General features: G+C 44.5%; 21 protein-coding genes. 3 read left to right on the top strand and 18 right to left on the bottom strand.

The window, feature by feature from the left end:
• Positions 1–1,424 (bottom strand): polysaccharide deacetylase family protein (locus tag G5B06_RS09970; RefSeq protein ID WP_173771924.1); only part of this gene is annotated, 1,424 nt, incomplete at its 3' end.
• 50 nt (positions 1,425–1,474) lie between these two features.
• Positions 1,475–2,995: a polysaccharide deacetylase family protein gene (locus G5B06_RS09965; RefSeq protein ID WP_330606711.1), complete on the bottom strand. Its 1,521-nt coding sequence runs from the start codon at positions 2,993–2,995 to the stop codon at positions 1,475–1,477.
• A gap of 253 nt (positions 2,996–3,248) precedes the next feature.
• Between G5B06_RS09965 and G5B06_RS09960 the strand changes: the two genes are divergently transcribed.
• Positions 3,249–3,689, top strand: coding sequence for a hypothetical protein (locus tag G5B06_RS09960; protein ID WP_148446241.1), 441 nt, complete (start codon positions 3,249–3,251; stop codon positions 3,687–3,689).
• Positions 3,690–3,764: 75 nt separating this feature from the next.
• Here G5B06_RS09960 and G5B06_RS09955 read toward each other — a convergent pair whose 3' ends face one another.
• The 9 genes from G5B06_RS09955 to G5B06_RS09915 all read right to left on the bottom strand — a co-directional run bounded on the left by G5B06_RS09955 (position 3,765) and on the right by G5B06_RS09915 (position 12,370).
• The gene (locus G5B06_RS09955) at positions 3,765–4,211 is read right to left on the bottom strand and encodes a DUF1934 domain-containing protein (RefSeq protein ID WP_148446243.1); all 447 of its coding nucleotides are present in this window, start codon (positions 4,209–4,211) and stop codon (positions 3,765–3,767) included.
• A gap of 9 nt (positions 4,212–4,220) precedes the next feature.
• On the bottom strand, positions 4,221–5,042 hold the full coding sequence (gene murI / locus G5B06_RS09950; RefSeq protein ID WP_147603129.1) for a glutamate racemase: 822 nt from the start codon (positions 5,040–5,042) through the stop codon (positions 4,221–4,223).
• A gap of 59 nt (positions 5,043–5,101) precedes the next feature.
• Positions 5,102–5,341, bottom strand: coding sequence for a hypothetical protein (locus tag G5B06_RS09945; protein ID WP_148446245.1), 240 nt, complete (start codon positions 5,339–5,341; stop codon positions 5,102–5,104).
• A gap of 61 nt (positions 5,342–5,402) precedes the next feature.
• The gene (locus G5B06_RS09940; RefSeq protein ID WP_173771920.1) at positions 5,403–7,088 is read right to left on the bottom strand and encodes a GerAB/ArcD/ProY family transporter; all 1,686 of its coding nucleotides are present in this window, start codon (positions 7,086–7,088) and stop codon (positions 5,403–5,405) included.
• Positions 7,085–8,635 (bottom strand): spore germination protein, encoded by a 1,551-nt coding sequence (locus G5B06_RS09935; RefSeq protein ID WP_148446249.1) that lies wholly within the window; start codon positions 8,633–8,635, stop codon positions 7,085–7,087. Before G5B06_RS09935 ends, G5B06_RS09940 begins: the two co-directional genes overlap by 4 nt.
• A gap of 29 nt (positions 8,636–8,664) precedes the next feature.
• A complete protein-coding gene (locus tag G5B06_RS09930) occupies positions 8,665–9,366 on the bottom strand; it encodes a GntR family transcriptional regulator (protein WP_021976976.1) in 702 nt (233 codons plus the stop codon).
• Positions 9,356–10,237 (bottom strand): 4-(cytidine 5'-diphospho)-2-C-methyl-D-erythritol kinase, encoded by an 882-nt coding sequence (ispE, locus tag G5B06_RS09925; protein WP_147603125.1) that lies wholly within the window; start codon positions 10,235–10,237, stop codon positions 9,356–9,358. Before ispE ends, G5B06_RS09930 begins: the two co-directional genes overlap by 11 nt.
• A gap of 114 nt (positions 10,238–10,351) precedes the next feature.
• A complete protein-coding gene (locus G5B06_RS09920; protein WP_295273158.1) occupies positions 10,352–11,920 on the bottom strand; it encodes a DUF3794 and LysM peptidoglycan-binding domain-containing protein in 1,569 nt (522 codons plus the stop codon).
• 3 nt (positions 11,921–11,923) lie between these two features.
• Entirely contained in the window at positions 11,924–12,370 is a 447-nt protein-coding gene (locus tag G5B06_RS09915; protein WP_173762218.1) for a protease complex subunit PrcB family protein, read from the bottom strand.
• A gap of 142 nt (positions 12,371–12,512) precedes the next feature.
• Here G5B06_RS09915 and G5B06_RS09910 point away from each other — a divergent pair, with 142 nt between their 5' ends.
• Positions 12,513–13,253, top strand: a complete 741-nt coding sequence (locus G5B06_RS09910) for a lysophospholipid acyltransferase family protein (RefSeq protein WP_173762217.1) — start codon at positions 12,513–12,515, stop codon at positions 13,251–13,253.
• Between the two features lie 27 nt (positions 13,254–13,280).
• Here the strand turns inward: G5B06_RS09910 and G5B06_RS09905 are convergent, their stop codons facing one another.
• From G5B06_RS09905 to pflB, 3 genes are all read right to left on the bottom strand, one after another.
• Positions 13,281–15,395 carry a diguanylate cyclase gene (locus G5B06_RS09905; RefSeq protein ID WP_173771919.1) on the bottom strand — a complete coding sequence of 705 codons (2,115 nt, stop codon included), beginning with the start codon at positions 15,393–15,395 and terminating at the stop codon, positions 13,281–13,283.
• Positions 15,396–15,549: 154 nt separating this feature from the next.
• Positions 15,550–16,299 (bottom strand): pyruvate formate-lyase-activating protein, encoded by a 750-nt coding sequence (pflA, locus tag G5B06_RS09900; RefSeq protein ID WP_147603121.1) that lies wholly within the window; start codon positions 16,297–16,299, stop codon positions 15,550–15,552.
• 8 nt (positions 16,300–16,307) lie between these two features.
• On the bottom strand, positions 16,308–18,569 hold the full coding sequence (gene pflB, locus G5B06_RS09895) for a formate C-acetyltransferase (protein WP_244094548.1): 2,262 nt from the start codon (positions 18,567–18,569) through the stop codon (positions 16,308–16,310).
• Between the two features lie 626 nt (positions 18,570–19,195).
• On the opposite strand from pflB, the gene G5B06_RS09890 reads away from it, so the two are divergent.
• Positions 19,196–19,384 carry a hypothetical protein gene (locus tag G5B06_RS09890; RefSeq protein ID WP_110103587.1) on the top strand — a complete coding sequence of 63 codons (189 nt, stop codon included), beginning with the start codon at positions 19,196–19,198 and terminating at the stop codon, positions 19,382–19,384.
• Positions 19,385–19,493: 109 nt separating this feature from the next.
• Here the strand turns inward: G5B06_RS09890 and G5B06_RS09885 are convergent, their stop codons facing one another.
• The 4 genes from G5B06_RS09885 to G5B06_RS09870 all read right to left on the bottom strand — a co-directional run bounded on the left by G5B06_RS09885 (position 19,494) and on the right by G5B06_RS09870 (position 23,401).
• Positions 19,494–19,898 (bottom strand): hypothetical protein, encoded by a 405-nt coding sequence (locus G5B06_RS09885; RefSeq protein WP_117849435.1) that lies wholly within the window; start codon positions 19,896–19,898, stop codon positions 19,494–19,496.
• 87 nt (positions 19,899–19,985) lie between these two features.
• Positions 19,986–20,885, bottom strand: a complete 900-nt coding sequence (locus G5B06_RS09880) for a hypothetical protein (protein WP_173771909.1) — start codon at positions 20,883–20,885, stop codon at positions 19,986–19,988.
• Positions 20,886–21,183: 298 nt separating this feature from the next.
• The gene (locus tag G5B06_RS09875; protein WP_173771907.1) at positions 21,184–21,906 is read right to left on the bottom strand and encodes an amino acid ABC transporter ATP-binding protein; all 723 of its coding nucleotides are present in this window, start codon (positions 21,904–21,906) and stop codon (positions 21,184–21,186) included.
• Entirely contained in the window at positions 21,899–23,401 is a 1,503-nt protein-coding gene (locus G5B06_RS09870; protein WP_173771905.1) for an ABC transporter permease subunit, read from the bottom strand. Before G5B06_RS09870 ends, G5B06_RS09875 begins: the two co-directional genes overlap by 8 nt.
• Between the last annotated feature and the right edge of the window lie 7 nt (positions 23,402–23,408).

Here is a 23,408-nt window from a genome sequence, read left to right as displayed (position 1 = left end):
TCCGGATTATAATACATACGATATCCATCCAGATTTCTTCTTCCCTGTCGGAAATATTCACTTGTAATCTGTACAAAATACTGGCTGGAATCCACGTTACAGAAATAACGGTAGCCACGGCTCTTGTAATATTCATACTTGGCGTTATCCGAAGTATATCCTTCCCAGTCACCGATATCTGCACCAAAGGCAAAAATAATCATGTCCGTTTTTCCCAGAATCGGAGCCACATATTTTTCCCATTTCTTATTATCGGTTTTCAGTTCAGCCGCAGTGGAAGACGTTGCATTTCTGTGTCCCCAGGTATGGCTTGCAAATTCCCAGCCGTCTTTTTTCATGGCTTTTGCCACTTTCTTGGCCTGCTTTACCTCTTTATCATAATCAAAATCCGGATTGGCTTTAAGAAAAGCCTTCTGGTCATCCTGAAGATTTTTCTTGGTTTTATAGGCACCGTCGGTACGGTATCCCAGAACTCCGTTGTAACCTGTCATCGCCAGAATTCCTTTTCTTCCATGATAGGAAAAATCCGGATGCTGTTTTATGAAGGAGTCCAGAATAGGCACCACATCGTAATCGCCGGTTACAACTGTTCCGTCTGCCTTTTTATATTCACACTTGATGTCTCCGTTGTCATCAATTACCAGCTTTGTGGCAAAACCGTCATCATCCATGTAATGGTAATAGCTGACATCATCTTCGGAAAGCACAAACGGAATCTTGCCTTCCGGAAGCATGATCTTTCCTCTGCTCATAGTTCCGTCATCATTAACAACCGCCATGTCATGAGGACTTACCAGTACGTATCCCTTCTCATACATACTCTGAATCATCTTTTTAAACTCGCTGACTGTTGTCATCATCTGATTGTATCCCGCTTCATCGGAATCTCCGTCAAAAGCTCTGGATGTGTCTACAATCAGTGAATGAAAGAACACATGGGTAATATTTTCCAGCGGATATTCCACACAGGCATCTCTTTTCTTTCTGTACTCTGATACTGCCTTCTGCATCTTATCACTGGTTGCAAACTTCCAGTTATTCTGAAGAACAGAAATCGCCCCTGTGTAGTCATACTGCTGTGCCAGTTTCTGCGCCTTCTTGAGAAGTGTTTTTTCGTCTGAGGAAGTACTTGTGGAACTGTCTTCGGATTCTTCCCGTTTCTGGGTTTCCTTCTCTGCTTTTTTTTCTTCTTTTGGTGTCTCGGTAGCTGCCGGCTGATCCTCCGGATCTGCTGCTACTTTGGCCACTTCTTCTGCTTCTTCAGACTGTGTATCCTCCTCTTCTGCCTCATCTGACTGTGTTTCTTCACTGTCCTGTGACTGGGCAATCATATTGTCCTTCTCAACGGTAACGGAAGAATTTCCGCCCACAAGAAGTGACGCTGCAAGTACTGTTGTCAGTACACCTGCAATTTTTTTCTTCATAAATAATAAGCCCCTTTCTTTTAAGTCCCCTCGTATCTTTTATCTGCGGATCATCCCATCGGCGGTACCGGTGTCGGTCTTGCAGAATCAAAAACTTCTTTTGCGTTAAAAAGATCTTCCAGAAGCTCCGGATTATAATACATACGATATCCATCCAGATTTCTTCTTCCCTGTCGGAAATAGCGGTCACGGATCTGTACAAAATATTGACTGGAATCTACATTACAGTAATAATTATAGCCCTGTCCCTTCAGATATTCGAATTTATCACCGGAATAATCTGCTGCATTTGTAAGATCTGTTCCAAAAGCAAAAATAATGATATCCGTTCCCCCAATCAGCGGATCCACATTTTTTTTGAATTTTTCGGTATCGGACTGCAGTTTCTCCAGGGAAATCTGTCCTACATTCTGATGTCCCCAGGTATGGCTCGCAAATTCCCAGCCTTCTGCCTTCATAGCATCAGCAACTTTTTTTGCGGCTGCCCGTTCTTCCTCCAGACTGAAATCCGGATGTTCGTCCAGCCACTGTACTTTATTTGCATCCAGATCTGCAGGACGTGTTTCATAACTTTCGTCTGTACGGTATCCCAAAATTCCATTGTACCCGGTAAGTGCCACGATTCCCTTGGCTCCCCGGTAGGAAAAATCCGGATGCTGCTCCACAAAACGGTCAATCAATGGTACCATATCATAATCTCCTACTGATACGCTGCCATCATCTTCCACATATTCGTTGCGGATTTTCCCCTCTTCATCCACAATCAGTTTTGTGGCAAAACCATCTCCATCCATATAATGATAATAACATACATCATCCTGCGAAAGGACAAACGGTGTTTTCCCCGGTGGGAGAAGAATTTCTCCTTCTGTGATATTGCCGTTTTCATCCACCTTTGCCATGTCTTTAATGCTTACCATGACATAGCCCTTATCGTACATGGTCTGCGTAATCTTATTAAACTCATCAATGGTAGTCATAACCTGATTATAATCTGCTTCTTTATAATCTCCGTCAAAAGCTTTGGATGTATCTTTTATCAGAATATGATAAAAGACATGCGTCACTTCTTCAAGTGGCCATGCCGTACATGTTGCTTTTGTTTCTTCATATTTTTTTACCGCATTCTGCATCTTCTGGCTGGAGCCGTAACCCGGATCTTTTTTCAGAAGATCTATTGCCTTGTCATAATTATACTGCTGTGCAAGAATATCTGCCTTTGCAAGAGTATCACCGGATAGGGTTTCTTCTAATGCGGCAGCTTCTGTAGGAACGTTCTGCTTGGAACTTTCATCCTGCGAATTTTTCTGATTTTCTGTTTCGTTTGATTCCTTTGTAGCAGATGCGCTTTTTTTCTGCTGAGAGACTGCTGTATTTTTTTCTTTAAAAGCTGTCACACCGGCGGATATGCCTCCGGCGACAAGCAAAACTGCTGCTCCTATGGCGATCAGACGATTTCTGCGTTCCCGCTGCAGACGCTTCCTGCGGCGTTCCAGCATACATTTCCGCCATTCTTCATACTCCGGAGTTCCCATTTCTGGTCTGGATCTCCGGGGCCTGTTCTCTTCCATACCAATTTCCTCCATCTCTGGTCTTCTTTCGTTTCTTACGTATAAACAAAGATCACCCTGTTTCTGCAATCCATCTGGTATATATTGTGGACCACAGCACAATCATTATACCTTGTAAACGCTGAAATTTCCACCATTCCTCCTGTCTTTTTCACTTTTCTTTTATCTTGCCTTTTTGGGAAAACAATGCTAAAATGTTTTGTACGTAATGTAACCGATTGCGAAACAAATATACATACAGGGGGATTCTCAAATGAGTACAGTTACCATTGTTCTTCTGGTCATCCTCGTTATTCTGATCGCAGCATTAGTCGCACTCTACTTCTTCGGAAAGAAGGCTCAGAAAAAACAGGACGAACAGCAGGCTCAGATCCAGGCCAACAAGCAGACAGTTTCCATGCTGATCATCGATAAAAAGCGGATGCCACTGAAAGATTCCGGACTTCCACAGATGGTCATTGACCAGACACCGAAGCTTATGCGTCGTTCCAAACTTCCGATCGTAAAAGCTAAAGTTGGTCCGAAGATCAGCATCCTCATTGCAGATGAGAAAGTCTTTGATCTGATCCCGGTTAAGAAAGAGATCAAAGCTGAAGTCAGCGGTCTTTACATCGTTGGCGTAAAAGGAATCCGTGGTTCTCTTGAAACACCACAGAAGAAGAAAAAAGGCTTCCTCGCAAGATTCCGTAAATAATCCGAATACAAAACAACCGCCGTGATCTCAGGAATTTTCCTGATGTACGGCGGTTATTTTTTGTGATTCCGATATTTATAAAACAAAATCCTTACAGTCTCTTGGCTGTACCTGGATCGCCAGGTAACAGTCTGCCACATGTTCCTCATTCATATCCAGCGCATAATCTGCCTTCATCTGAAGATTCTCTTCGCTTTCTTTAAGCTCCAGGCTTGTAGCTGCAATTCCCATCTGAAGTGTTCCATACGGCGTAGTATAATAAGTCATATTTTTCTTTCCCTGTTCAAATACCATATGGACATTTACCAGGCCTTTTTTGCTTACTTCCAGGCCTTTTTCTGACATTTTTATGTAATTGATTGTAGGTTCGGCAGTTTCATCCAGAAGTTCCTCATATCTGAGATAATGGGAACCGTTGCGGAAATAATACTGTCCCGGTACAACGATCTCGATCGGCTCCTGGTCTCCCTGTGAGTCCATCATCTGAAGCCCTCTTACATGGATCAAAACTTCTTTTTGCATTTTTTTCTCCTAATATTTCTCAATATCGATCTTCTGCGTCTTTTCTACATTATATGGAAGAATGGAATTGGCAAAATCCTTGAATTTCTCGGCAAGGTCGCTTACATAAAAGCGGTATGGAAATTCCTCCTGTGCAGCTTCATCACTGGCAAGATCCATCCCGGCCAGAAGCTTCTTCAGTTCCAGCGCCGTTTCATATGCCGGGTTTACAAGGCGGACCTCCTCACCCATAATCTTCCGGATCGTAGATCGCAGAAGCGGATAATGGGTACAGCCAAGGATCAGCGTATCGATCTCCTGATCCTGCAGCTCCTTTAAGTATCTTCTGGCTACTTCCTCTGTAACCGGATCGTGATACCATCCTTCTTCCACCAGCGGTACAAATAAGGGGCACGCCTTTCCGATAACTGTAATCTCCGGATCCAGTTCTTTCAGATAAGAAGCATGGATGCCGCTTCCTACGGTACCTACCGTACCGATGATACCAACACGCTTGTTTCTGGTTTCCTGGGCTGCCACTCTGGCACCGGCCTCGATCACTCCCAGAATAGGAATATCCAGCTCATCTTTCACCTCATCCAGAGCAAAAGCACTGGCTGTATTACAGGCTACAACAATGGCCTTCACCTTCTGTTCCTGCAGAAAATGAATGATCTGACGGGAGTAACGGATAACCGTTTCTTTGGATTTGCTTCCGTATGGAACCCGGGCTGTGTCTCCGAAATATACGATTTTTTCCGAGGGAAGATTCCGCATGATTTCCCGGGCTACGGTCAGTCCTCCGATACCGGAATCAAACACACCAACCGGTGCGTTTCTGTCTATATTCATTGATCTTATTCTCCTGAAATAATTAATCGAGCGCTATAATTACTCGTTGGAATATTGTATCACCAATCCAGCGCTTTCGCAAGCCAGAAGGAGATCTTCACCGGCTTATTTTCCCCATTATCCTCCACTTTCTCAAAGCAGAATTCCGGGTAGATGGTTCCCCACCAGGCATAAACTCCAGGGTTCTCAAAACCCGTAATCCTTTTCTCCCAGGTACCGCCTGCAAGGATTATGGCAGCCAGAAGAAAAATCCCCCATGTTCTTTTTAATATATGCTTTCCTGTTGTTATCGCATTCATAATCAAACCCTCCTGATATCTTTTTGATGGATATCAGAATTATTAACAGCCGGAACTTTATTTATTCACCGTTCCCGTAATCCACCTCCAGAAGCTCCCCGTTTACCCATACAGACGGAATCCACGGCAGTGTTCCGTCCTGGTAAAACTGATGATACACCTCTCTTAAAGTCACTCCTTTTTTCTGCTGACCGGTAGTACGGTTCTCCTGGATCCCCTGAAGATACTCACCCACAGAACTTTCTTCTGCCCCTTTCCAGCGAAAAACCTCTCCCAGCATTCCTGTTCGGAACATATACACATCCTCTCCCACATGTTCTTCCTGCTTCAGATACTCAAGAAATACTTTTCTGTTTTCTTCTGTCAGCATGCTTTCATCCAGAATTACCACCTGAAGGTGTCCCAAATCCAGAAATTTTTCCTGAGACCGGTTATAAACTTCCTCGATCTCCTGAAAATTTTCACCTGCAAGAGTCAGTACGGAAACCGGATCTTCCTCCGGCTTTTCCTGCCCGGTGGTCACATTCATATCCGGCATGGCATATTTCAGCACAAAACCTTCTTCTGAAACACCGGCGCCCAGTGCCAGCGGATACATTCGTTTTTCCGGTTCCACAGCTGCGCATCCGGTTCCCATAAGACTTATAAAGAAAAACAGGCTCGCAGACACCACTTTTTTCTTCCACCGGCCTTTATTTTCCACGCTGAAAAAAATCTGGATCACAAGAAGCAGCGGCACAAAAATATATGCCAGATACCAGCCATAATACGTTTCTATCCCGGCACCGTTTTTTTCGTAAAACGAAAGGATCCACCCTGCTGCCGGAATCCAGTACCGTCCACTTCCAAGCTTTGTTTTTTCCGCAATCTGATTCCCGTAATGAAAAAGACTTCCCAGAGAAAAAAGAAGCCCGAACACCAGAAATCCCATCCAGATCACATCAAATCTTGCCAGCACATTTCCCGGAAGATCTGCCCCGTCCAGAAGAGGCAGCACCGGATATGTTTCCGCCAGAAGCCTGTTTTTTCCAAATACAGCAGGAAGCAGAACCTGCATACCAAGGACAATTCCACACACGGTAAGAAAGGCCAGGATCACCGGCTTTCTGGCACTTCCCTGTTTTTCTACTTTTTCAAGCCCAAAAGGCAGAAGCCCCACTCCGGAAAAAACACAGAGAAATGCATACACATCCCGGATCATCCATTTCCCGGAAAACCTGCTACCGGTACCCTCCACGGTTTCCAGAAAATATTCCGCTTTTCCCTGTCCTGCACTCAAAATCATAAGAAGGAGAATCCCTGCCAGAAAAATCCCTCCGGAAATTTCCGCAATCCTTCCTCTTCTCTGCATTCCCCGGTGCGTTCCCAGACTGCATGCTGCCACAGCAAGCAGAGACAGCCATTTCCCGGAAATCCCGCTGATCAGACTCTGTGGAATTACTTTTGCAAGAAGATCCGCCAGAAAAGCCGTACTTAAGATTACATATAAAAGAAAGAACAGTCCAATAAACCGTACAGTAATATTTCCTGTCATTCTGGAAAGTTCTCCATAAGCAGGAGCAAGACGGATCAGCCAGATCACATAAAATGAAAGAAGCACCGCCGCCAGGATCGTCCCTGCCATAGCATTCACTCCCAGCATTTCTCCGTTTTTAAAAAGGCACAGAAGAAAAGGCGCCGGAAACACAAGTATGATCTGCCGGAAAAGCTGTCTGTGGGAAATCCTGTTGTTTTCTGCAAATCTCATAATCCTTTTCCTTTCTGCCTCCACGGCTTTGTCCGCAGTCTGCGCTTCTGGTCATCTCTTGCATACAACGGCCGGAATTTCCGTTTCCGGAATGGCTGGCGCAAAATTCTTCCTCCTGTTTCCGCCTGGCCGTTTTTTTCTACAAAGGGTACCAGATATGGGACACCAAAACTTAAAAGTCCTGCCAGATGTGCCGCTGTCAGATACAGTCCCAGCACAATTCCGAAGATGCCAAGATATCCTCCCAGAAAAAGAAATCCATACTTCAGAAGCCGGAACGCAGACGCAAATTCCTCATTGGGGATCGCCAGAGATCCAAGCGCCGTTAATGCCACAATAATTACCACCACGGGGCTTACCAGATTAGCCTCCACAGCTGCCTGTCCAATAATCAGGCCTCCAACAATCCCGATGGCATTTCCAAGAGCTCCGGGAATCCGCACGCCCGCCTCCCGGATCAGCTCAAAAGACAGCTCCAGGAACACCAGCTCCACCACGCTGGAAAACGGTACGCCTTCCCTTGCCTGTGCAAAAGAAAGAATCAGATTGGCCGGAAGAATCTGAGTGTGGAACCGTATCACAGCCAGATAAAGTCCCGGAAGCAACGTTGCCACAGCCATAGCCAGATACCGCAGCACACGCAGGAATGAAGTCATTTCAAAACGGTTGTACCAGTCCTCACTGCTTTCCATAAAACTGTTAAATGCACCTGGAATCACCAGTGCCACCGGTGAGTTGTCGCAGAGCAGAACGGCTTTTCCATTGAGAAGTTCCTGTGCCGCCCGGTCCGGACGTTCGGTTGTCTGAAACTGAGGGAACGGCGAATACCATGCTTCTTCGGTCAGCTGTTCCAGCATTCCGCTATCCAGAATTCCGTCCACAGTAAAAGATTCCAGCCGTTCTTTCACTGCGGTCAGAAGTTCTTCGTGCACCAGATCTTCCACGTACAGAAGCTGCACCACTGTATTGGAACGCACCCCGATGCTTTGCTGCTCTACTTTAAGACGGGTATCCCGGATCCGCTTCCGCACAAGGGCCGCATTGGTTTTTACGCTGTCGCAGAAGCCTTCTTTGGAACCCCGCAGCACTTTTTCCGTTTCCGCTTCTGATACATCCAGCCCCGGATAGCCTTTGCTGGATATCTTCATGGCCCTATCATAACCATCCATAAAGAAAACCGCATTTCCGGAAAGAACAGCCCCGAAGACTTCTTCCATGGAAAAAAGTTCTTCCACATCCGCAATTCCGAGACTGTTTCTCCTGATAAATTCCCGAATCTTTTCTTCCGGGATTTCCCAGAAATGATTGATCATCTTTCCAATGGCAGAATCGTCCAGCATCATGTTGGAAACTGCCACTTCAATATAAACCATCAGACAGTCCACTTTATGACCCTCTCCCAGGCGCATGGGCCGTATCAGAATATCATCGCAGTTTTCGCAGCGCTTCCGGATATAAGATTCATTTTCATGGAGAGATACTGAAATCTTTTTTTCTTCCACAGTTTCACCGTCCTTTTCCAATAAAAAAAGAGATGCCAGTGGCATCTCTCTTAATATCCCCGGATATCCGGTTCTTATTCTTTTTTCTCGGATTCTCTGGCTGCATTCTCCGCGCGGATGGTACGGATAATTGCCATTCTCTGATTCTCCAGATGGTGAAAAGAAATATCCTGTGCTTTCTGCACATCACCCTCCCGAATCGCTTTTACCAGTTCTTCGTGTTCGCTGACAAGAAGATTTCTGGTCTGCTCTTCCTTCAGATATTCCACGCGGTAACGGTACATCTGTTCCCGGAGATTATTCAGTACCTGGTTCAGGCGCTTGTTATCGGAGGCCTGGTAAATGATCTCATGGAACGCCACATCCGCTTCCGCAAGACGAACAAGATTTCCCTCTGCTTTTGTTTTTTCGAATTCTTTGGCTGCCACCCAGAGCCGTCCAAGCTCCTCCTCTGTAATCAGCTTGCATGCCTTTTCTATAGCTACGTTCTCAAGTGCAATACGCACCTCAAGAACATCATTCAGATCTTTTTCAGTAATGCTTGCAACCTGGGCTCCCCGGCGCGGAATCATTACCACAAGACCTTCCTGCTCCAGCTTACGCATTGCCTCACGCACCGGTGTTCTGCTGACCCCCAGACGCTCTGCAAGAGCGATCTCCAGAAGTCTTTCCCCCGGTTTCAGTTCTCCTTTCAGAATTGCCTGCCTCAAGGTGTTAAAAACAACATCCCGAAGCGGCAGATATTCATTCATATCCACAGAAAAATCACTTGTCATTTGTAACTCCTCCATCCCTGTTGTAAATATCCGTGGCAAATACTGTTTTTGCCAGTCCGCTCTTTCTGAGACTTCTGGCTGCCGCCGCCATCTTATCTCTGTTATCAAAAATACCAAATACCGTTGGACCGCTTCCGCTCATCATCGCTTTCAGCGCTCCCTTTTCTTCCATGAGTTCTTTGATATTTCCAATTACAGGGTACTGGCGGATAATTCCAGGCTCAAATACATTCTCCATTTTTGATGCCATGGCATAAAGATCACCGCACTCAATATCCCTGATAAGGCCATCAATATCCGGATGTTTCCCGATTCCCGCCAGATTCAGATTTTCGTAGGCAGTTTTTGTGGAAACATTGATTCCCGGTTTTCCTACCAGCACATAGCATTCCGGAACTTTCGGAAGTCGCTTCAGCTTCTCACCGATTCCCTCCGCAAGGGCTGTTCCACGCATAATGCAGTACGGAACATCTGCTCCTACCTTCACTGCGCGCTCCATCAGCTGCTCTTCCGTCAGGCCCAGATGAAACATCCGGTTCACACCTACAAATGCGGCCGCAGCATCAGAGCTTCCGCCTGCCATACCTGCTGCTACCGGAATAAACTTGCGAAGTTTAATGGAAAGTCCCTCTTCAATTCCAAATTCGTCCATCAGCATCTGTGCTGCTTTATATACAAGATTCCGGCTGTCTGTGGGAATAAACGGAAGATTGGTGGTCAGCACGATTCCCGGCCGTTTCGTCTTTCTGATATCCAGGATATCATACATACGGATGGTCTGCATGATCATGCGTACCTCATGATAGCCGTCCTCTCTCTTCCCCAGAACATCAAGTCCGAGATTGATCTTTGCCATTGCTTTTAAACGCATAAGCCCCTCCATTTGTACTTTGTATACAGTATTTATATGTATATTTTATATGATTTTCACAGTCTTTTCAACAGCAAAATTTTCCAGCTTTTTTCATTTTCTGCTGTTTTTTTCTCATTTAATCTGTCCTTCTACTTTTTTCACCACAAGAAGCGGTGTTCCCGGAGATGGCTCCTGGTTTTCCTTAAGCCCGTTCAGAGTGCAGATTTCTTCAATGGATGTATGATATTTTCTTGCAATATCCCACAGCGCATCTCCCGGTTTCACCATATAAATCAGTATTCCCGGCATGGCCTGGATTTTTTTCATATCCAGAGGTTTTTCTTCCACTTTATCAATAATAAATACCGGTTCCCGGATCACCGCAAGAAGATTCAGGCCCACTGACGCCCGGATCTCGATTTCGTTGCCGTCTGCCATGGATGCAGAAAGCTGTTCCAGTTCCGCCTTTAACCGGTAGCTGCTGTCCGGTCGGATACCTCTTGCTTCCACCACATGAGAAAACGGGATCATAGCCTCCATGGAATAAAAAGGCATCCTGTCATTTCCGATAATATACAGAATCTTCAGCATGACCACTCCATCTGCCTGCACTCCGTTCTCCACAATCCTGGTCTTATCGATTTTTACTTTTCCCTGGCTGTGACAAAGCTGAAGAATTTTTCCCTGGGTTTCTTTTACCTGAATACGGTCACTGATCCGGCATCTGGAAAAATTCCGCACCAGCAGTCTTTCCAGGACTTCATTTTTTCCTTCCGGAATGCATTCCCGAAGAGGTGTATACACATCTGTAACCATTGAACATTCTTCCTCCCGGAAAAACTTCATATCCAGTTCCAGCACTACATCAGATACAAAAATTCTTTCTTCTCCATCTGCATCCGGCTTTACTTCCAGGCTCTGGTGCATTACAGACACTTCAATATCCGGAATCAGTTCCTCCGTACAGTCCGGGCATTCCACTTCCCCGGAAAAGGGCAGGGCGTATTCCAGCCATTGCACCGGTGCTTCTGTATCTTCCGATTCATACAGCACAAAAACTGACAGCTCACCTCTTGCTTTTACGATATTTTCTTCCGGTTTCAGCTCCAGCCCCCGTACATCCATGGTATACCAGATCAGTCCGGAAATATCCGGGCGGTTGGAAGCAATGGTATATTCATCTTTGATCCGGAAGGTGTCTTTTTTATGTACAGTAAGTCCCAGGAAACGTACCTGCTTCTTTCTCACAGAAATGTCCGTAACATCCAGCGCTACCGGAAGCCGGATCTGCTCCGTCTCATCCACAGCTGCATAAAAAGTTACCAGGGCTTTGATATTCAGCTTTCTGGAATGGATCAGCCGGAGCGTAAGATCCTCTATTTCCCACTTCAGGCACATTTTATCCCCATTTACAATATCTTTCAGGTTTAATGTTTCCTCAAAAGGCAATTTTGCTGTAAGACTGCTGATAATTCCGCTTTCTTCCCCCACATAAAGAACATCTACCTGCAGATCTCCACGCAGAATCCCTTTTCCATCTGCAAGGCGTACATCCTCCATAATGATCCGTCCCTTATGCTGGATCAGTCTTCCCACATCCGGTTTTGCATCCGGTACATTAAAATCCTCATCAAAAGTAACCTGGCTTTTCGCCCTGCTTTTTTCTCTGAGTATCTGCATACTTTCCTTTTTTAATTCCACAGTCTAATCCCCTTTCTCAGATACTTTTTCTGATTTCCTGCTGCCTTCCCGGAAAGTTACCGGCTTTTTCTGGCGCCGGGTTTTTATTACAATGGAAGGATATGAGGGAACTCCGGCTTCGCTCAGATCCTTTGGTCCCAGAAGTCTCGTAATAAAAAAAAGACCGTTTCCGGATTCTCCAAGTTCTTCTACCTGAATACTGTACCCGCCGCTCATCTGACGGCCATATCCCTTTACCAGGTACAGATCCTCCCCTGTTTCGTAGCTTAGCTGAAATTCTTTTTCCTTTTTTTCTTCCATGATCCTGGAAAGTTCTTCCGGGATATCCGAATGTTCCACTACCGTATAGGAAACCGGTTTTCGATCTTCTTCCTCAATCCGCACAAACCGGCAGCCGGAAAGCAGAAAAGCTGTTACTACAGCAATCAGCAGAAAAACTGATTTTTTCATAATTCCCTCTTTTATCAGCAGCCTGCATTACTCAGTATTTATTCTATGTAATCCGGTAAAGATTTATTGCAACTATCGGAAATTCTTCGTATAATGGTATCAGGATGCGAAGCTGCATCAAAATATAGAAAGGACAAAAGACATGATTCGATTTATACTTGTCTGTATCGTTGTCATCGCTTATCTGGTGCTGACGATCCCGGTTCTTCTGGTGGAATGGATCATCGGCAAGTTCTCTCCAATGACCAAGGATATCAGTTCCCTGCGCATGGTACAGGCCATATTTAAATTTATCCTGTGGATCACTGGTGCCAAAGTCACCGTCATCGGTGAAGAAAATGTTCCGAAAGATCAGGCCGTTCTCTATGTGGCAAACCACAGAAGTTATTTTGACATTCTGCTGACCTACAGCCGCTGCCCGATCCGTACCGGTTATGTTGCCAAAAAAGAAATGGAACGTTATCCGCTGCTTTCCAACTGGATGCGTAATCTCTACTGCCTCTTCCTTGACAGAGAAGACATCAAACAGGGGCTGAAAACCATCCTTCAGGCGGCAGACTATGTAAAATCCGGCATTTCCGTGTGCATCTTCCCGGAAGGAACCAGAAACAAAAATGCTGACGAAACCGATATGCTGCCATTTCATGACGGAAGCTTCAAGATTGCAACCAGAGCCAAAAGCCCGATTATTCCTATTGCAATCAGCAATTCCGCCAATATCTGGGAGGCCAATTTTCCAAAAATGTCTCCTACCCACGTGGTAATTGAATATGGCAAACCGATCATTCCATCTGAGCTTGACCGGGATACTCAGCGTCACCTGGGTGCGTATACTCAGAGCATTATTAAAGAAATGCTTATCAAAAACAAAGAGCTGGTGTGAGCAATGTTTCACACCAGCTTTTCTGATCTATACAGATTCTTTTTTATTTTTCAGGAACGTCTGTTCCCCCCCCATTGTCGGGACGTTATCCATGTATTCTTTTTTTATGTCTTCAGACACGGATTTAAAGAACTGTTCTTTTGTTTTTTCGTAGCCGTCAAATTCTGAGGTAGCACTTCCCTTATCTTCAGTCTCCGTACGCTCTTCTGCCATTGAGATCATTTCTTCTTTCAGACGGCTCTGAATATCTTTCAGGCATTCCAGAAGAAGCGGATTGAAGGTACCGCACTCTCCATTCAGGATCATCTCAACAGCTTTCTCATGAGAATAAGCTTTCTTATATACACGTTCGCTGATCAGCGCATCGTATACATCAGCCAGTGCAACTACCTGGGCAGAAATCGGGATTTCTTCTCCCTTCAGGCCATCCGGATAGCCTTTTCCATCATAACGTTCGTGATGCCATCTGCAGATATCATGGGCAATCCGGACCAGCGGTTCGTTTTTATAATATTCCAGGCTCTCCAGCATGGAAGCACCAATAGCACTGTGTGTCTTAATCACCTCAAATTCTTCTTTGGTCAGTCTGCCCGGCTTATTCAGAATCTTATCATCAATACCGATCTTTCCGATATCATGAAGCGCAGACGCTGTAACAATCATTCTTCTTACAGAGCTGGACAGATCATACTGATCCGTTTTCTGTATCAGTCTCTCCAGAATCAGTTCTGTAATAATATTGATATGCAGAACATGGGCACCACTTTCACCATTTCTGAATTCTACAATCTGGCTTAAGATGCTGATCATCATACGGTTGTTCTTTTCTTTTTCATAAATCTGATCTGTAACAAGAACCAGCAGTCTTCTCTGTTTTGCATATAATGTAATGGTGTTGTAAACACGTTTGTATACAATCTGGGCATCAAATGGCTTTTTGATATAATCCGCAACTCCCAGATCAAAGGCACGTCTCACGTAGGAAACGGAATCTTCACCGGAAATCATGATAACCGGAATATCCTCAAGCCAGTTTCTTTCATTCATATAGCTCAGTACTCCAAATCCGTCCAGCACCGGCATAACAAGATCAAGAAGTACCAGAGAAATTCCTGTTTCATACTGTCTCAGGAGTTTAATGGCTTCCTCTCCGTTAGTCGCTTCCAGAATGTCATAATCTGCTCCAAGCATTTCCGACAAAATGCAGCGGTTCATCTCGGAATCATCTACGATCAGGATCGTCAGCCTTGTTTTATCCTGCAGAAGGATCTCCTGTGCGCTGTTTCTTCCTGCAATCTCATTTTCACTGATCACGACCATATTTTTGCGCTGTTTCGCACGATACATAAACTTATCCGCACGAAGTACTGCTTCTCCCAGTTTTTCTCCGGTAGAAAGTACTCCGCCAATACTTACTGACAACTTCAGCTGAGAATATCCAGGAACTCTGGCTGCATGAACTTCTTCCTGGATTTCCTTCAGTTTCTTGGTAAAATTATCCACATTGATGTCCGGTATCAGCAGAAGAAATTCATCTCCTCCGAAACGAACAACCTTGTCTGTCTTACGTACATGTCGACGGATAACCTCCACAACTACCTTTAATGCTTTATCACCTGCATCATGTCCATAGGTATCGTTATAAAGTTTAAAATCATCCAGATCCACCATAGCCACGCCGGCAGAACTCTCCAGATTTCTGACCTTATCCTCATAATATCTTCGATTAAAAACACCTGTAAGAGCGTCTTTATACAATTTATCCGCATATCCACTGAGTTCTGCGAGAAGATTCTCTCTGTCTTCTGAATCAATGATATCGTCATCTTCCAGATTATTGATCATTTCCATGATATATGGTTTGCCATCAATATTCAGATATTTGGAAATTACCTGATAAACTTTAGAGTCTACTATTTCTATTTTTGTTTTCTGGCGTTTTTCTTTCAGTGCTTTTCTGGAAATACAGTTAGTACATCTTTCGTCCTTACCCCATATGGAATAGCACTGACATGGGGGCTCTATTCCCTCTCCTGTTTCCAGTGTTTCTCCATCCAGCAGACGTACAATAGAAAAAACCTGCTCCAGCTGCTGCTTCATCTCCTGTACTTCCTGCATTGTCATGATATCCTTTAGCTCCATTTTTTTTCCTTCACTTTATACGTTACCTTGATAATCTTTTTTCTTCTTCTTATTATTACATAATGATATCACTATTTATTTTCAAAGTATAGTAAGAAATGACAAAAAAAACCATATCCATGTCTATTTTTCGACATGTGATATGGTTTTTACATTAATGTGCTCCTGCACCCAAAATCTTCTCTGCATTTTCAATCCGCTCTTTTGTTGGCGGATTAATCCCTTTCAGTGGATAATCAAGATGAAGGTTTTCCCACTTGAAGATTCCAAGTGTATGATATGGAAGAACTTCCACTCTATCAACAGTTTTCAGGGTTGCGATGAAATCAGCCAGGCGATGGAGATAATCGTCACGATCATTACGCTCCGGTACCAGCACGTGACGAATCCACATGGATACACCCATATCCGAAAGTTTCTGCGCCATGGCAAGGATGTTTTTGTTGGTACATCCTGTGAGAATCTTATGCTGTTCCTCATCAATATGTTTGATATCCAGCATGACAAGATCTGTATATTTCATCAGCTCTTCCCATTTTTCATGCCATGGGCCCTCTTCTGTGTAAGGATTGCCGCTGGTATCAAGAGTTGTGTGGATTCCCTGTTTTTTGGCTTTCTTAAAAAGTTCAGTGAGGAAATCGATCTGTAACAGTGGCTCGCCTCCACTCACAGTAATACCGCCCTTACTTCCCCAGTAAGAGCGGTATCGACAGGCTTTTTCAAGCAGCTCATCTGCTGTGTACTCCGTTCCTGTTTTCATTTGCCAGGTGTCCGGATTGTGGCAGAACTGGCAGCGCATGGCACAGCCGCTCAAAAAAATCACATACCGGACTCCTGGTCCGTCAACAGAGCCGAAGCTCTCCAGTGAGTGGACGTAGCCAGTGATTTTTTTCTGGTCGTCCATATTTTTTATTACATCCTTTCGTGGCAGGTTCTTGCGATAACGTCAAGCTGCTGCTCTCTTGTAAGGTCGATGAACTTAACAGCATATCCGGAAACACGGATGGTGAAGTTTGCATACTCCTCTTTTTCCGGATGCTCCATAGCATCGATAAGTTTCTCTTTACCGAATACGTTTACATTGAGGTGATGTGCACCACGGTCAAAGTATCCGTCCAGTACGTTTACAAGGTTCTCTGTACGCTCTTCCTCAGAATGTCCAAGGGCATCCGGGTTGATTGTCTGAGTATTGGAGATTCCGTCAAGGGCATCCTCATAGTCAAGTTTTGCAACAGAGTTCAGGGAAGCAAGAAGTCCGTTCTGCTCTGCACCGTAAGACGGGTTAGCTCCCGGTGCCAGTGGCTCGCCGGCTTTTCTTCCGTCCGGAAGAGATCCTGTAGCTTTACCATAAACAACGTTGGATGTGATGGTAAGGATGGATGTGGTCGGCTTGGAATCACGATAGGTATGGATGTGTTTCAGTTTCTCAAGGAATGTTGAAAGCAGTGTTGTTGCGATCTCATCTGCTCTGTCATCATCATTACCATAACGTGGGAAGTCACCCTCAACCTGGAAGTCTGTTGTGATTCCGTCCTCATCACGGATTGCTTTAACTTTTGCATATTTGATAGCGGAAAGGGAGTCTACTACATGTGAGAATCCAGCGATACCAGTTGCGAAAGAACGGTCAACCTTTGTATCGATGAGTGCCATCTCAGCTGCCTCATAGTAGTATTTATCATGCATGTAGTGGATCATGTTCAATGTTCCAACATACAGATGTGCAAGCCAGTCCATCATCTGATCGTATTTTGCGATTACTTCATCATAGTCAAGGTACTCGGAAGTGATCGGCTGGTACTGCGGTCCTACCTGCTGTTTTGTCTTCTCATCAACACCGCCGTTGATCGCGTAAAGAAGGCATTTTGCAAGGTTTGCACGAGCGCCGAAGAACTGCATCTCTTTACCTGTCTCTGTAGCAGATACACAGCAGCAGATGCTGTAGTCATCGCCCCATACCGGACGCATAACATCATCGTTCTCATACTGGATGGAACTTGTTGTAACAGAGATGTCTGCTGCATATTTCTTGAAGTTCTCAGGCAGTCTTGAAGAGTAGAGAACTGTAAGGTTCGGCTCCGGAGCCGGTCCCATATCCTCAAGTGTATGAAGGAAACGATAGTCGTTCTTTGTTACCATGGAACGTCCGTCCTGTCCCATACCTGCTACTTCCAGAGTTGCCCATACCGGGTCACCGGAGAAGAGCTGGTTGTAAGACGGGATACGAGCGAATTTAACCATACGGAATTTCATTACGATATGGTCAACAAGCTCCTGTGCCTCTTTCTCTGTAAGAGTTCCGTTCTCAAGGTCTCTCTCAATATAGATATCAAGGAATGTGGAGATACGTCCAACACTCATTGCAGCTCCATTCTGAGTCTTGATCGCTGCAAGATATCCGAAGTACAGCCACTGGAATGCTTCCTTTGCATTCTTAGCCGGCTGGGAAATATCAAAGCCATAGATCTGAGCCATTTCTTTCATCTTCTTCAGAGCACGGATCTGATCTGCGATCTCCTCACGAAGCTGGAAGTCATAACGTCTCATACCCTGACGGTCGCATGCTGCGAAATCTTTCTCTTTACCGGCGATCAGGAAGTCGATTCCGTAAAGAGCTACTCGTCTGTAGTCACCTACGATACGTCCACGTCCGTAAGTATCCGGAAGTCCTGTAAGGATCTTGTTGTGACGTGCTCTCTTCATCTCTGGTGTGTAGATATCGAATACACCCTGATTATGTGTTTTGAACTCATAGTTGTTGAAAACATCTTTGATTTTGTCACTTACGTGGTATCCGTAAGTCTCGCATGCCTGCTCTGCCATCTTGATTCCGCCGTATGGCATGAAAGCACGTTTCAGAGGTTTGTCTGTCTGAAGACCTACAACCTGCTCAAGGTCTTTCAGCTCCTCATCGATGTATCCAGGACCGTATGCTGTGATTCCTGTTACTACCTCTGTCTCCATATCAAGAACGCCGCCCTTGGCACGCTCCTCTTTCTGAAGCTCCTGAAGTTTGCCCCAGAGTTTATCAGTTGCCTCTGTCGGCTCTTCCAGGAAAGAAGCGTCTCCGTCATATGGTGTGTAGTTCATGCTGATGAAGTTACGAACGTCGATTTTCTCTTTCCAACGATCGCCTTTGAATCCGTTCCACTGCTCGAAATTAACTTTTGCCAATTTGTTGCACATCCTTTCTCTGTTCTGTTTCGATGATTATTCGTTCACTGCCCGCACAGTTAGTAATATATAACATTTCTCATGACGACCATAAGATACCAGATTCAGATTTTAAAGTCAACAGATTGGAAGTATGTTTTTTATAATATACAAGGGATGGTATTATTGATAAAATTAATGATAAAATTGTACTAGATATTGTACATTGTCGGGCGTCTGACGTACGCACTTTCGCAGTGGGCGGAGTTCCCTTTCCGGGTGGGACGCTTTGGCTGCGGGCGTTTTTGCGAGGAGGGGAAGCATTCATAGTTGCGAAGGCCATTTCCCCTCCTCGCGCTCCTCCCCTCCGGCCACGCAGTTGTTCTGCGTTGTGGGAATGTGATTCTTTACTGACAAGAAGATGGATTCTGCTGTATTGGATATGAAACACTATGCCGATTTTAGCGAAGATGTGGACGGGAATGTGGCACTTACGTTCCTGTTCCCTGGGTGTGGAATGGGTGAATAGATGTGTAGGGTTTAATCTATGACTGACTTTTAAAGTATATCTTTTATATTTTCTGATTATTTATATTGAAACACTTTTTTGATGGAGCTATAATGTAGAAAAAAGGAGCGTGATTTTTATGAGTACGGAAACTACGAAGGATACTCTTCCTTTTACCTGCACACCGGCTTATAACCGGGATGCCTGTAAGGGGTGTGTCTGTTCTACCTGTTATGAACAGGAATTTTGTGACCGGTGCAGCTCCTGTGTGGAGCAGGGACATCGGAAGGAGCGATGTAATGCTTATGAGGGGGCTTATAACTACTGAGCGTCTGAAGTAATTCTAACATTTCAGTCATTTATACACAACAGGTACAAAAAGGGAGATGCGAAAAAACTCAATCGAGTTTTTTCACATCCCCTTTTTAATATCTGTTTTATTCCTTTGTTTTTCCCTCCATAGTCTGCTGTTCATGATTATAAATCCAGCTGGGCGTCATACTTTCGCTTCCATCTCCGTATACAGAAACAGCAATGTACTTTCCGTCTTTCACATAATATCCAATTTCCAGTTTCAGATTCGCTGCCAGTGGTCCGCCTTGTTTCCGGCTTTCTCCTATCTGAATATCGGCATTGCTGATATCAAAGGTAGTCTGTGTAAAATTGCCTTCCGAACCATATTCCATCGTTACGCTGTCCTCATCAGATTCTGTAAGGACTCCGTTTATATATATGATTTCCGATTCTGGTTCGTCGGCAGCACTGCTCTCAGAAGAGGAGGTCTCTTTATTATTCGGGGACTGTCCACATCCCGGAAGACCTGCCAGCAATATCCCAAGCATTATGAATCATGCTGTCATTCTTTTGTATCTCATTTTTCTCTTTCCCCTGTTGTAAATGATGATTTTCCTTTGATTCTGCCCTCCCTGTTAATAATCCTCAGAAGTTTCCTCTTCCTCGTCTATATAATCTGCATCCCCGGATTCTTCATACTCCTGCGTATCCTCTTCTGCCTGGGTATTTCTCTGTTCCATATTATACAGCTGACTGGGTGAAAAATATTCTGTCCCATCGCTGTATACATAAGTAGCAATGTTCACTCCATCTTTCACATAATAATTTACATCTACATTAAGGCTTGTTCTAAGACCACTGACTCCGATCACTTCATCTACCTGAATATCCAGCTCTGCACTGCTGATGTCAAAAGTCATTTCATAGAAATCTCCATCAGAGCCTGTCTCTATTGTCATGGTAGAGTCATCGTTATATCTTACATTTCCGCTGACGGACTTCATTTCATAATTATAAACCCAGCTTGGGGTCATACTTTCACTTCCGTCTCCATATACAGAAACAGCAATGTAATCTCCATTCTCCACATAATATCCAATTTTAAGATTCAGATTTGCCGCTAAAGGTCCCCCCTGTTTCTTGTTTTCGCCTATCTGAATATCCGCATTACTGATATCAAAAGTTGTCTGATTAAAATCCCCGTCAGATCCATACTCGATTGTTACACTGTCCTCATCGGAATCTGTTAAAACTCCGTTTATATATGTAATTTCTTTTTCCGCTTCTGAAGATGTGTTTCCTGTATTGCCGGACTGAGACCCTGAGCCTGTCTGCGCAGCTGCTTTCGTAGGTTTTGGTGCTGCTGTGGCTTTTGGAGTTGGCGTAGCTGTATCCTTCGGTGCTGCTGTGGCCGCCGCCTTGGTCGGTTCCGAAGCAGATGTTACTCCATTCCCCTCTGTCAGTCCGCATCCGGAAAAACACGTTGCTGCTATTCCCAATGCCATAAATACTGCTGTCAATTTCTTGTAGTTCATTTTCTCTTCCTCCTGACATAATATTTTTCTTTCATTATACGCCTTTAACTTATCCATTTTGCAGAAACTGTCAAAATCACGTCTCTTATTGGAATAATTTCCTTTTTTTCTTTTTTATTTATTTTTATTTTATACCTGCAAATTCATATTTTGTAAAACTTACCTTCCTGATATTCTGCTTTTATAAGCTTGTCCGATATGATAAAATATTGATAAGATAAAAAAAGTACCAGGATCGGTTTTCCCGAAACTGGTACTTTTTTCAGAGAAAGGATTCTCCGCATCATATTTTTTTAAATTACAATACTTTGGAAAGAAACTCCTTTGTACGTTCCTCCCCTGGATTGCCAAAGAGTTCTTTCGGCTTTCTGTCTTCAAGAATCACTCCGTCGTCCATAAAAAGCACTCTGTCGCTGACTTCTCTTGCAAATCCCATCTCATGGGTAACAACCAGCATGGTCATGCCTTCTTTTGCAAGCTCTTTCATAACCTCAAGAACCTCCCCGACCATTTCCGGGTCAAGGGCTGATGTTGGTTCATCGAACAGCAGCACCTGCGGATTCATTGCCAGGGCTCTCGCGATGGCAACCCTCTGCTTCTGTCCGCCGGAAAGCTTCCCGGGATAGACATCTGCTTTTTCTTCAAGGCCGACTCTTTTCAGAAGAGCCCTTGCTTTCTGGTCCGCCTCTGCCGCATTCCATTTGCCAAGGCGTACCGGTGCAAGAGTGATATTTTTCATTACTGTCATATTTGGAAACAGGTTAAAATGCTGAAAAACCATTCCCACATTTTCCCTGAATTTATCTACATCCAGCTTTGGATCCAGAATCTGCTGTCCGTTTACGGTGATCTCGCCTTCCTCCGGTTTTTCCAGAAGATTCAGGCAGCGCAGAAACGTAGATTTTCCGGAGCCGGACGGACCGATGATACAGATACACTCACCTTTATTTACATGAGTTGTGATTCCTTTTAATACATGTACATCCCCGAAGGACTTTTTCAGATTTTTAACATCAATCACTTTCTCTCAGTCTCCTTTCAAATCTCTTCAGAAGAATGCTCAGGCACTTCACGATCAGGTAATACATGATACCTGCAACGATCAGCGGAATGAACATCTGGTAGGTACGGGAAGAAACATAGCTTGCCGCTTTTGTCAGATCCATGATCCCCACATAACCAAGAATAGACGTCTCTTTGATCAGCTGGATAAACTCATTACCCATTGCCGGAAGGATTGTTTTTACTGCCTGCGGAATGATAATAAAACGCATAGTATCTTTATATCCCAGGCCAAGAGAACGGCCTGCTTCGCTCTGACCTTTATCTACAGATAAAATACCTCCGCGGATAACCTCGGAAACATATGCACCACTGTTGATACCGAAGCTGACCACTGCTGCCACATATCCCAGGCGGCTGTGGAATACTGCAAAATAAATGATCATCAGCTGAAGAACGGACGGTGTTCCCCGGATCACGTCAACATAAATATCCGCGATCGTAGAAAGAATGGTTCTTCTGCCTTTTTTCGCAGCTCCAAGACGTACCAGAGCCACCACAAGACCGATCAGAATACCTACGATCACAGACAGAAGGGAAACGATCAGTGTAATTCCAAGACCGTTGATATAAAATTTCCAGCGATTATCCTGAAGGAAAATAAAGCTTAAAAGTCCCAGGAAGCCATCGGTTGCAGCTACATCAGTCACATCCTCACTGCTTTCTACCGTATCTACGAAATACTGCTGGTAAAGATCATCATAAACACCGGACTTTTTAACCTTTGCAAGTCCGTCATTGATGATCTGAACAAGCTCTGTGTTTCCTTTTTCAATACAGAAAACAGTGTCCTCTGCTGTACTTGGCACAGATTCATACTGCAGATCCGAATTCTGTTTGCAGTAGATCTCAGCCATGATATTATCGATCAGGACTGCATCTGCACCGCCGTTTTTCAGCTCCATTACTGCACTGGAGGCGTTTTTAAATCGTTTCACTTTTGCATCTTTTACTTCGCCATAATCCGTTGTCTCACCGGATGCGATCATATCGCTATGGGCACCTTCCAGAACTGCAACAGTTTTTCCGGACATCTCCTCAAAATCTTTGATCGGATTATCCTTACGGCTGATGATGCACTGGGTACCGGTGTAATAAACATCGGAAAAATCCACACTCTTTTTTCGATCCTCTGTAGGTCCTATTCCGGCAGCGATCACCTGCACATCTCCGGCTTCCATGGAACCCATCAGTGAATCAAAAGGCATGTCTTTCCATACCAGCTTTACATTTTCTTCTTTGGCGATGGCCTCCAGAAGATCGTAGTCAAATCCTGTGATATTTCCATCATCATCCAGGTATTCAAACGGTGAATACTCTGCATTTGTTCCCACAATGATGGTCTGCTGCTCTGCTGCTTTTACTGCCACCGCACTGCTGAAATATACCGGCAGAGCCATGATCATGCACATTACAAAACAGATAAACGCTCTGCTTTTTCCATAGCGTCTCATTGTTTTC

The organism is Blautia luti (assembly GCF_013304735.1).
In the GTDB taxonomy this organism is placed as follows: domain Bacteria; phylum Bacillota; class Clostridia; order Lachnospirales; family Lachnospiraceae; genus Blautia_A.
This window is presented reverse-complemented; position numbering and strand designations above follow the sequence as displayed.

Bases quoted from the DNA above. Each gene is read 5' to 3' on its own strand.
- G5B06_RS09965 (WP_330606711.1), bottom strand. From the start codon at position 2,995: ATGGAAGAGAACAGGCCCCGGAGATCCAGACCAGAAATGGGAACTCCG.
- G5B06_RS09960 (WP_148446241.1), top strand. From the start codon at position 3,249: ATGAGTACAGTTACCATTGTTCTTCTGGTCATCCTCGTTATTCTGATC.
- G5B06_RS09955 (WP_148446243.1), bottom strand. From the start codon at position 4,211: ATGCAAAAAGAAGTTTTGATCCATGTAAGAGGGCTTCAGATGATGGAC.
- murI (WP_147603129.1), bottom strand. From the start codon at position 5,042: ATGAATATAGACAGAAACGCACCGGTTGGTGTGTTTGATTCCGGTATC.
- G5B06_RS09945 (WP_148446245.1), bottom strand. From the start codon at position 5,341: ATGAATGCGATAACAACAGGAAAGCATATATTAAAAAGAACATGGGGG.
- G5B06_RS09940 (WP_173771920.1), bottom strand. From the start codon at position 7,088: ATGAGATTTGCAGAAAACAACAGGATTTCCCACAGACAGCTTTTCCGG.
- G5B06_RS09935 (WP_148446249.1), bottom strand. From the start codon at position 8,635: ATGCCACTGGCATCTCTTTTTTTATTGGAAAAGGACGGTGAAACTGTG.
- G5B06_RS09930 (WP_021976976.1), bottom strand. From the start codon at position 9,366: ATGACAAGTGATTTTTCTGTGGATATGAATGAATATCTGCCGCTTCGG.
- ispE (WP_147603125.1), bottom strand. From the start codon at position 10,237: ATGCGTTTAAAAGCAATGGCAAAGATCAATCTCGGACTTGATGTTCTG.
- G5B06_RS09915 (WP_173762218.1), bottom strand. From the start codon at position 12,370: ATGAAAAAATCAGTTTTTCTGCTGATTGCTGTAGTAACAGCTTTTCTG.
- G5B06_RS09910 (WP_173762217.1), top strand. From the start codon at position 12,513: ATGATTCGATTTATACTTGTCTGTATCGTTGTCATCGCTTATCTGGTG.
- G5B06_RS09905 (WP_173771919.1), bottom strand. From the start codon at position 15,395: ATGGAGCTAAAGGATATCATGACAATGCAGGAAGTACAGGAGATGAAG.
- pflA (WP_147603121.1), bottom strand. From the start codon at position 16,299: ATGGACGACCAGAAAAAAATCACTGGCTACGTCCACTCACTGGAGAGC.
- G5B06_RS09890 (WP_110103587.1), top strand. From the start codon at position 19,196: ATGAGTACGGAAACTACGAAGGATACTCTTCCTTTTACCTGCACACCG.
- G5B06_RS09885 (WP_117849435.1), bottom strand. From the start codon at position 19,898: ATGCTTGGGATATTGCTGGCAGGTCTTCCGGGATGTGGACAGTCCCCG.
- G5B06_RS09880 (WP_173771909.1), bottom strand. From the start codon at position 20,885: ATGAACTACAAGAAATTGACAGCAGTATTTATGGCATTGGGAATAGCA.
- G5B06_RS09870 (WP_173771905.1), bottom strand. From the start codon at position 23,401: ATGAGACGCTATGGAAAAAGCAGAGCGTTTATCTGTTTTGTAATGTGC.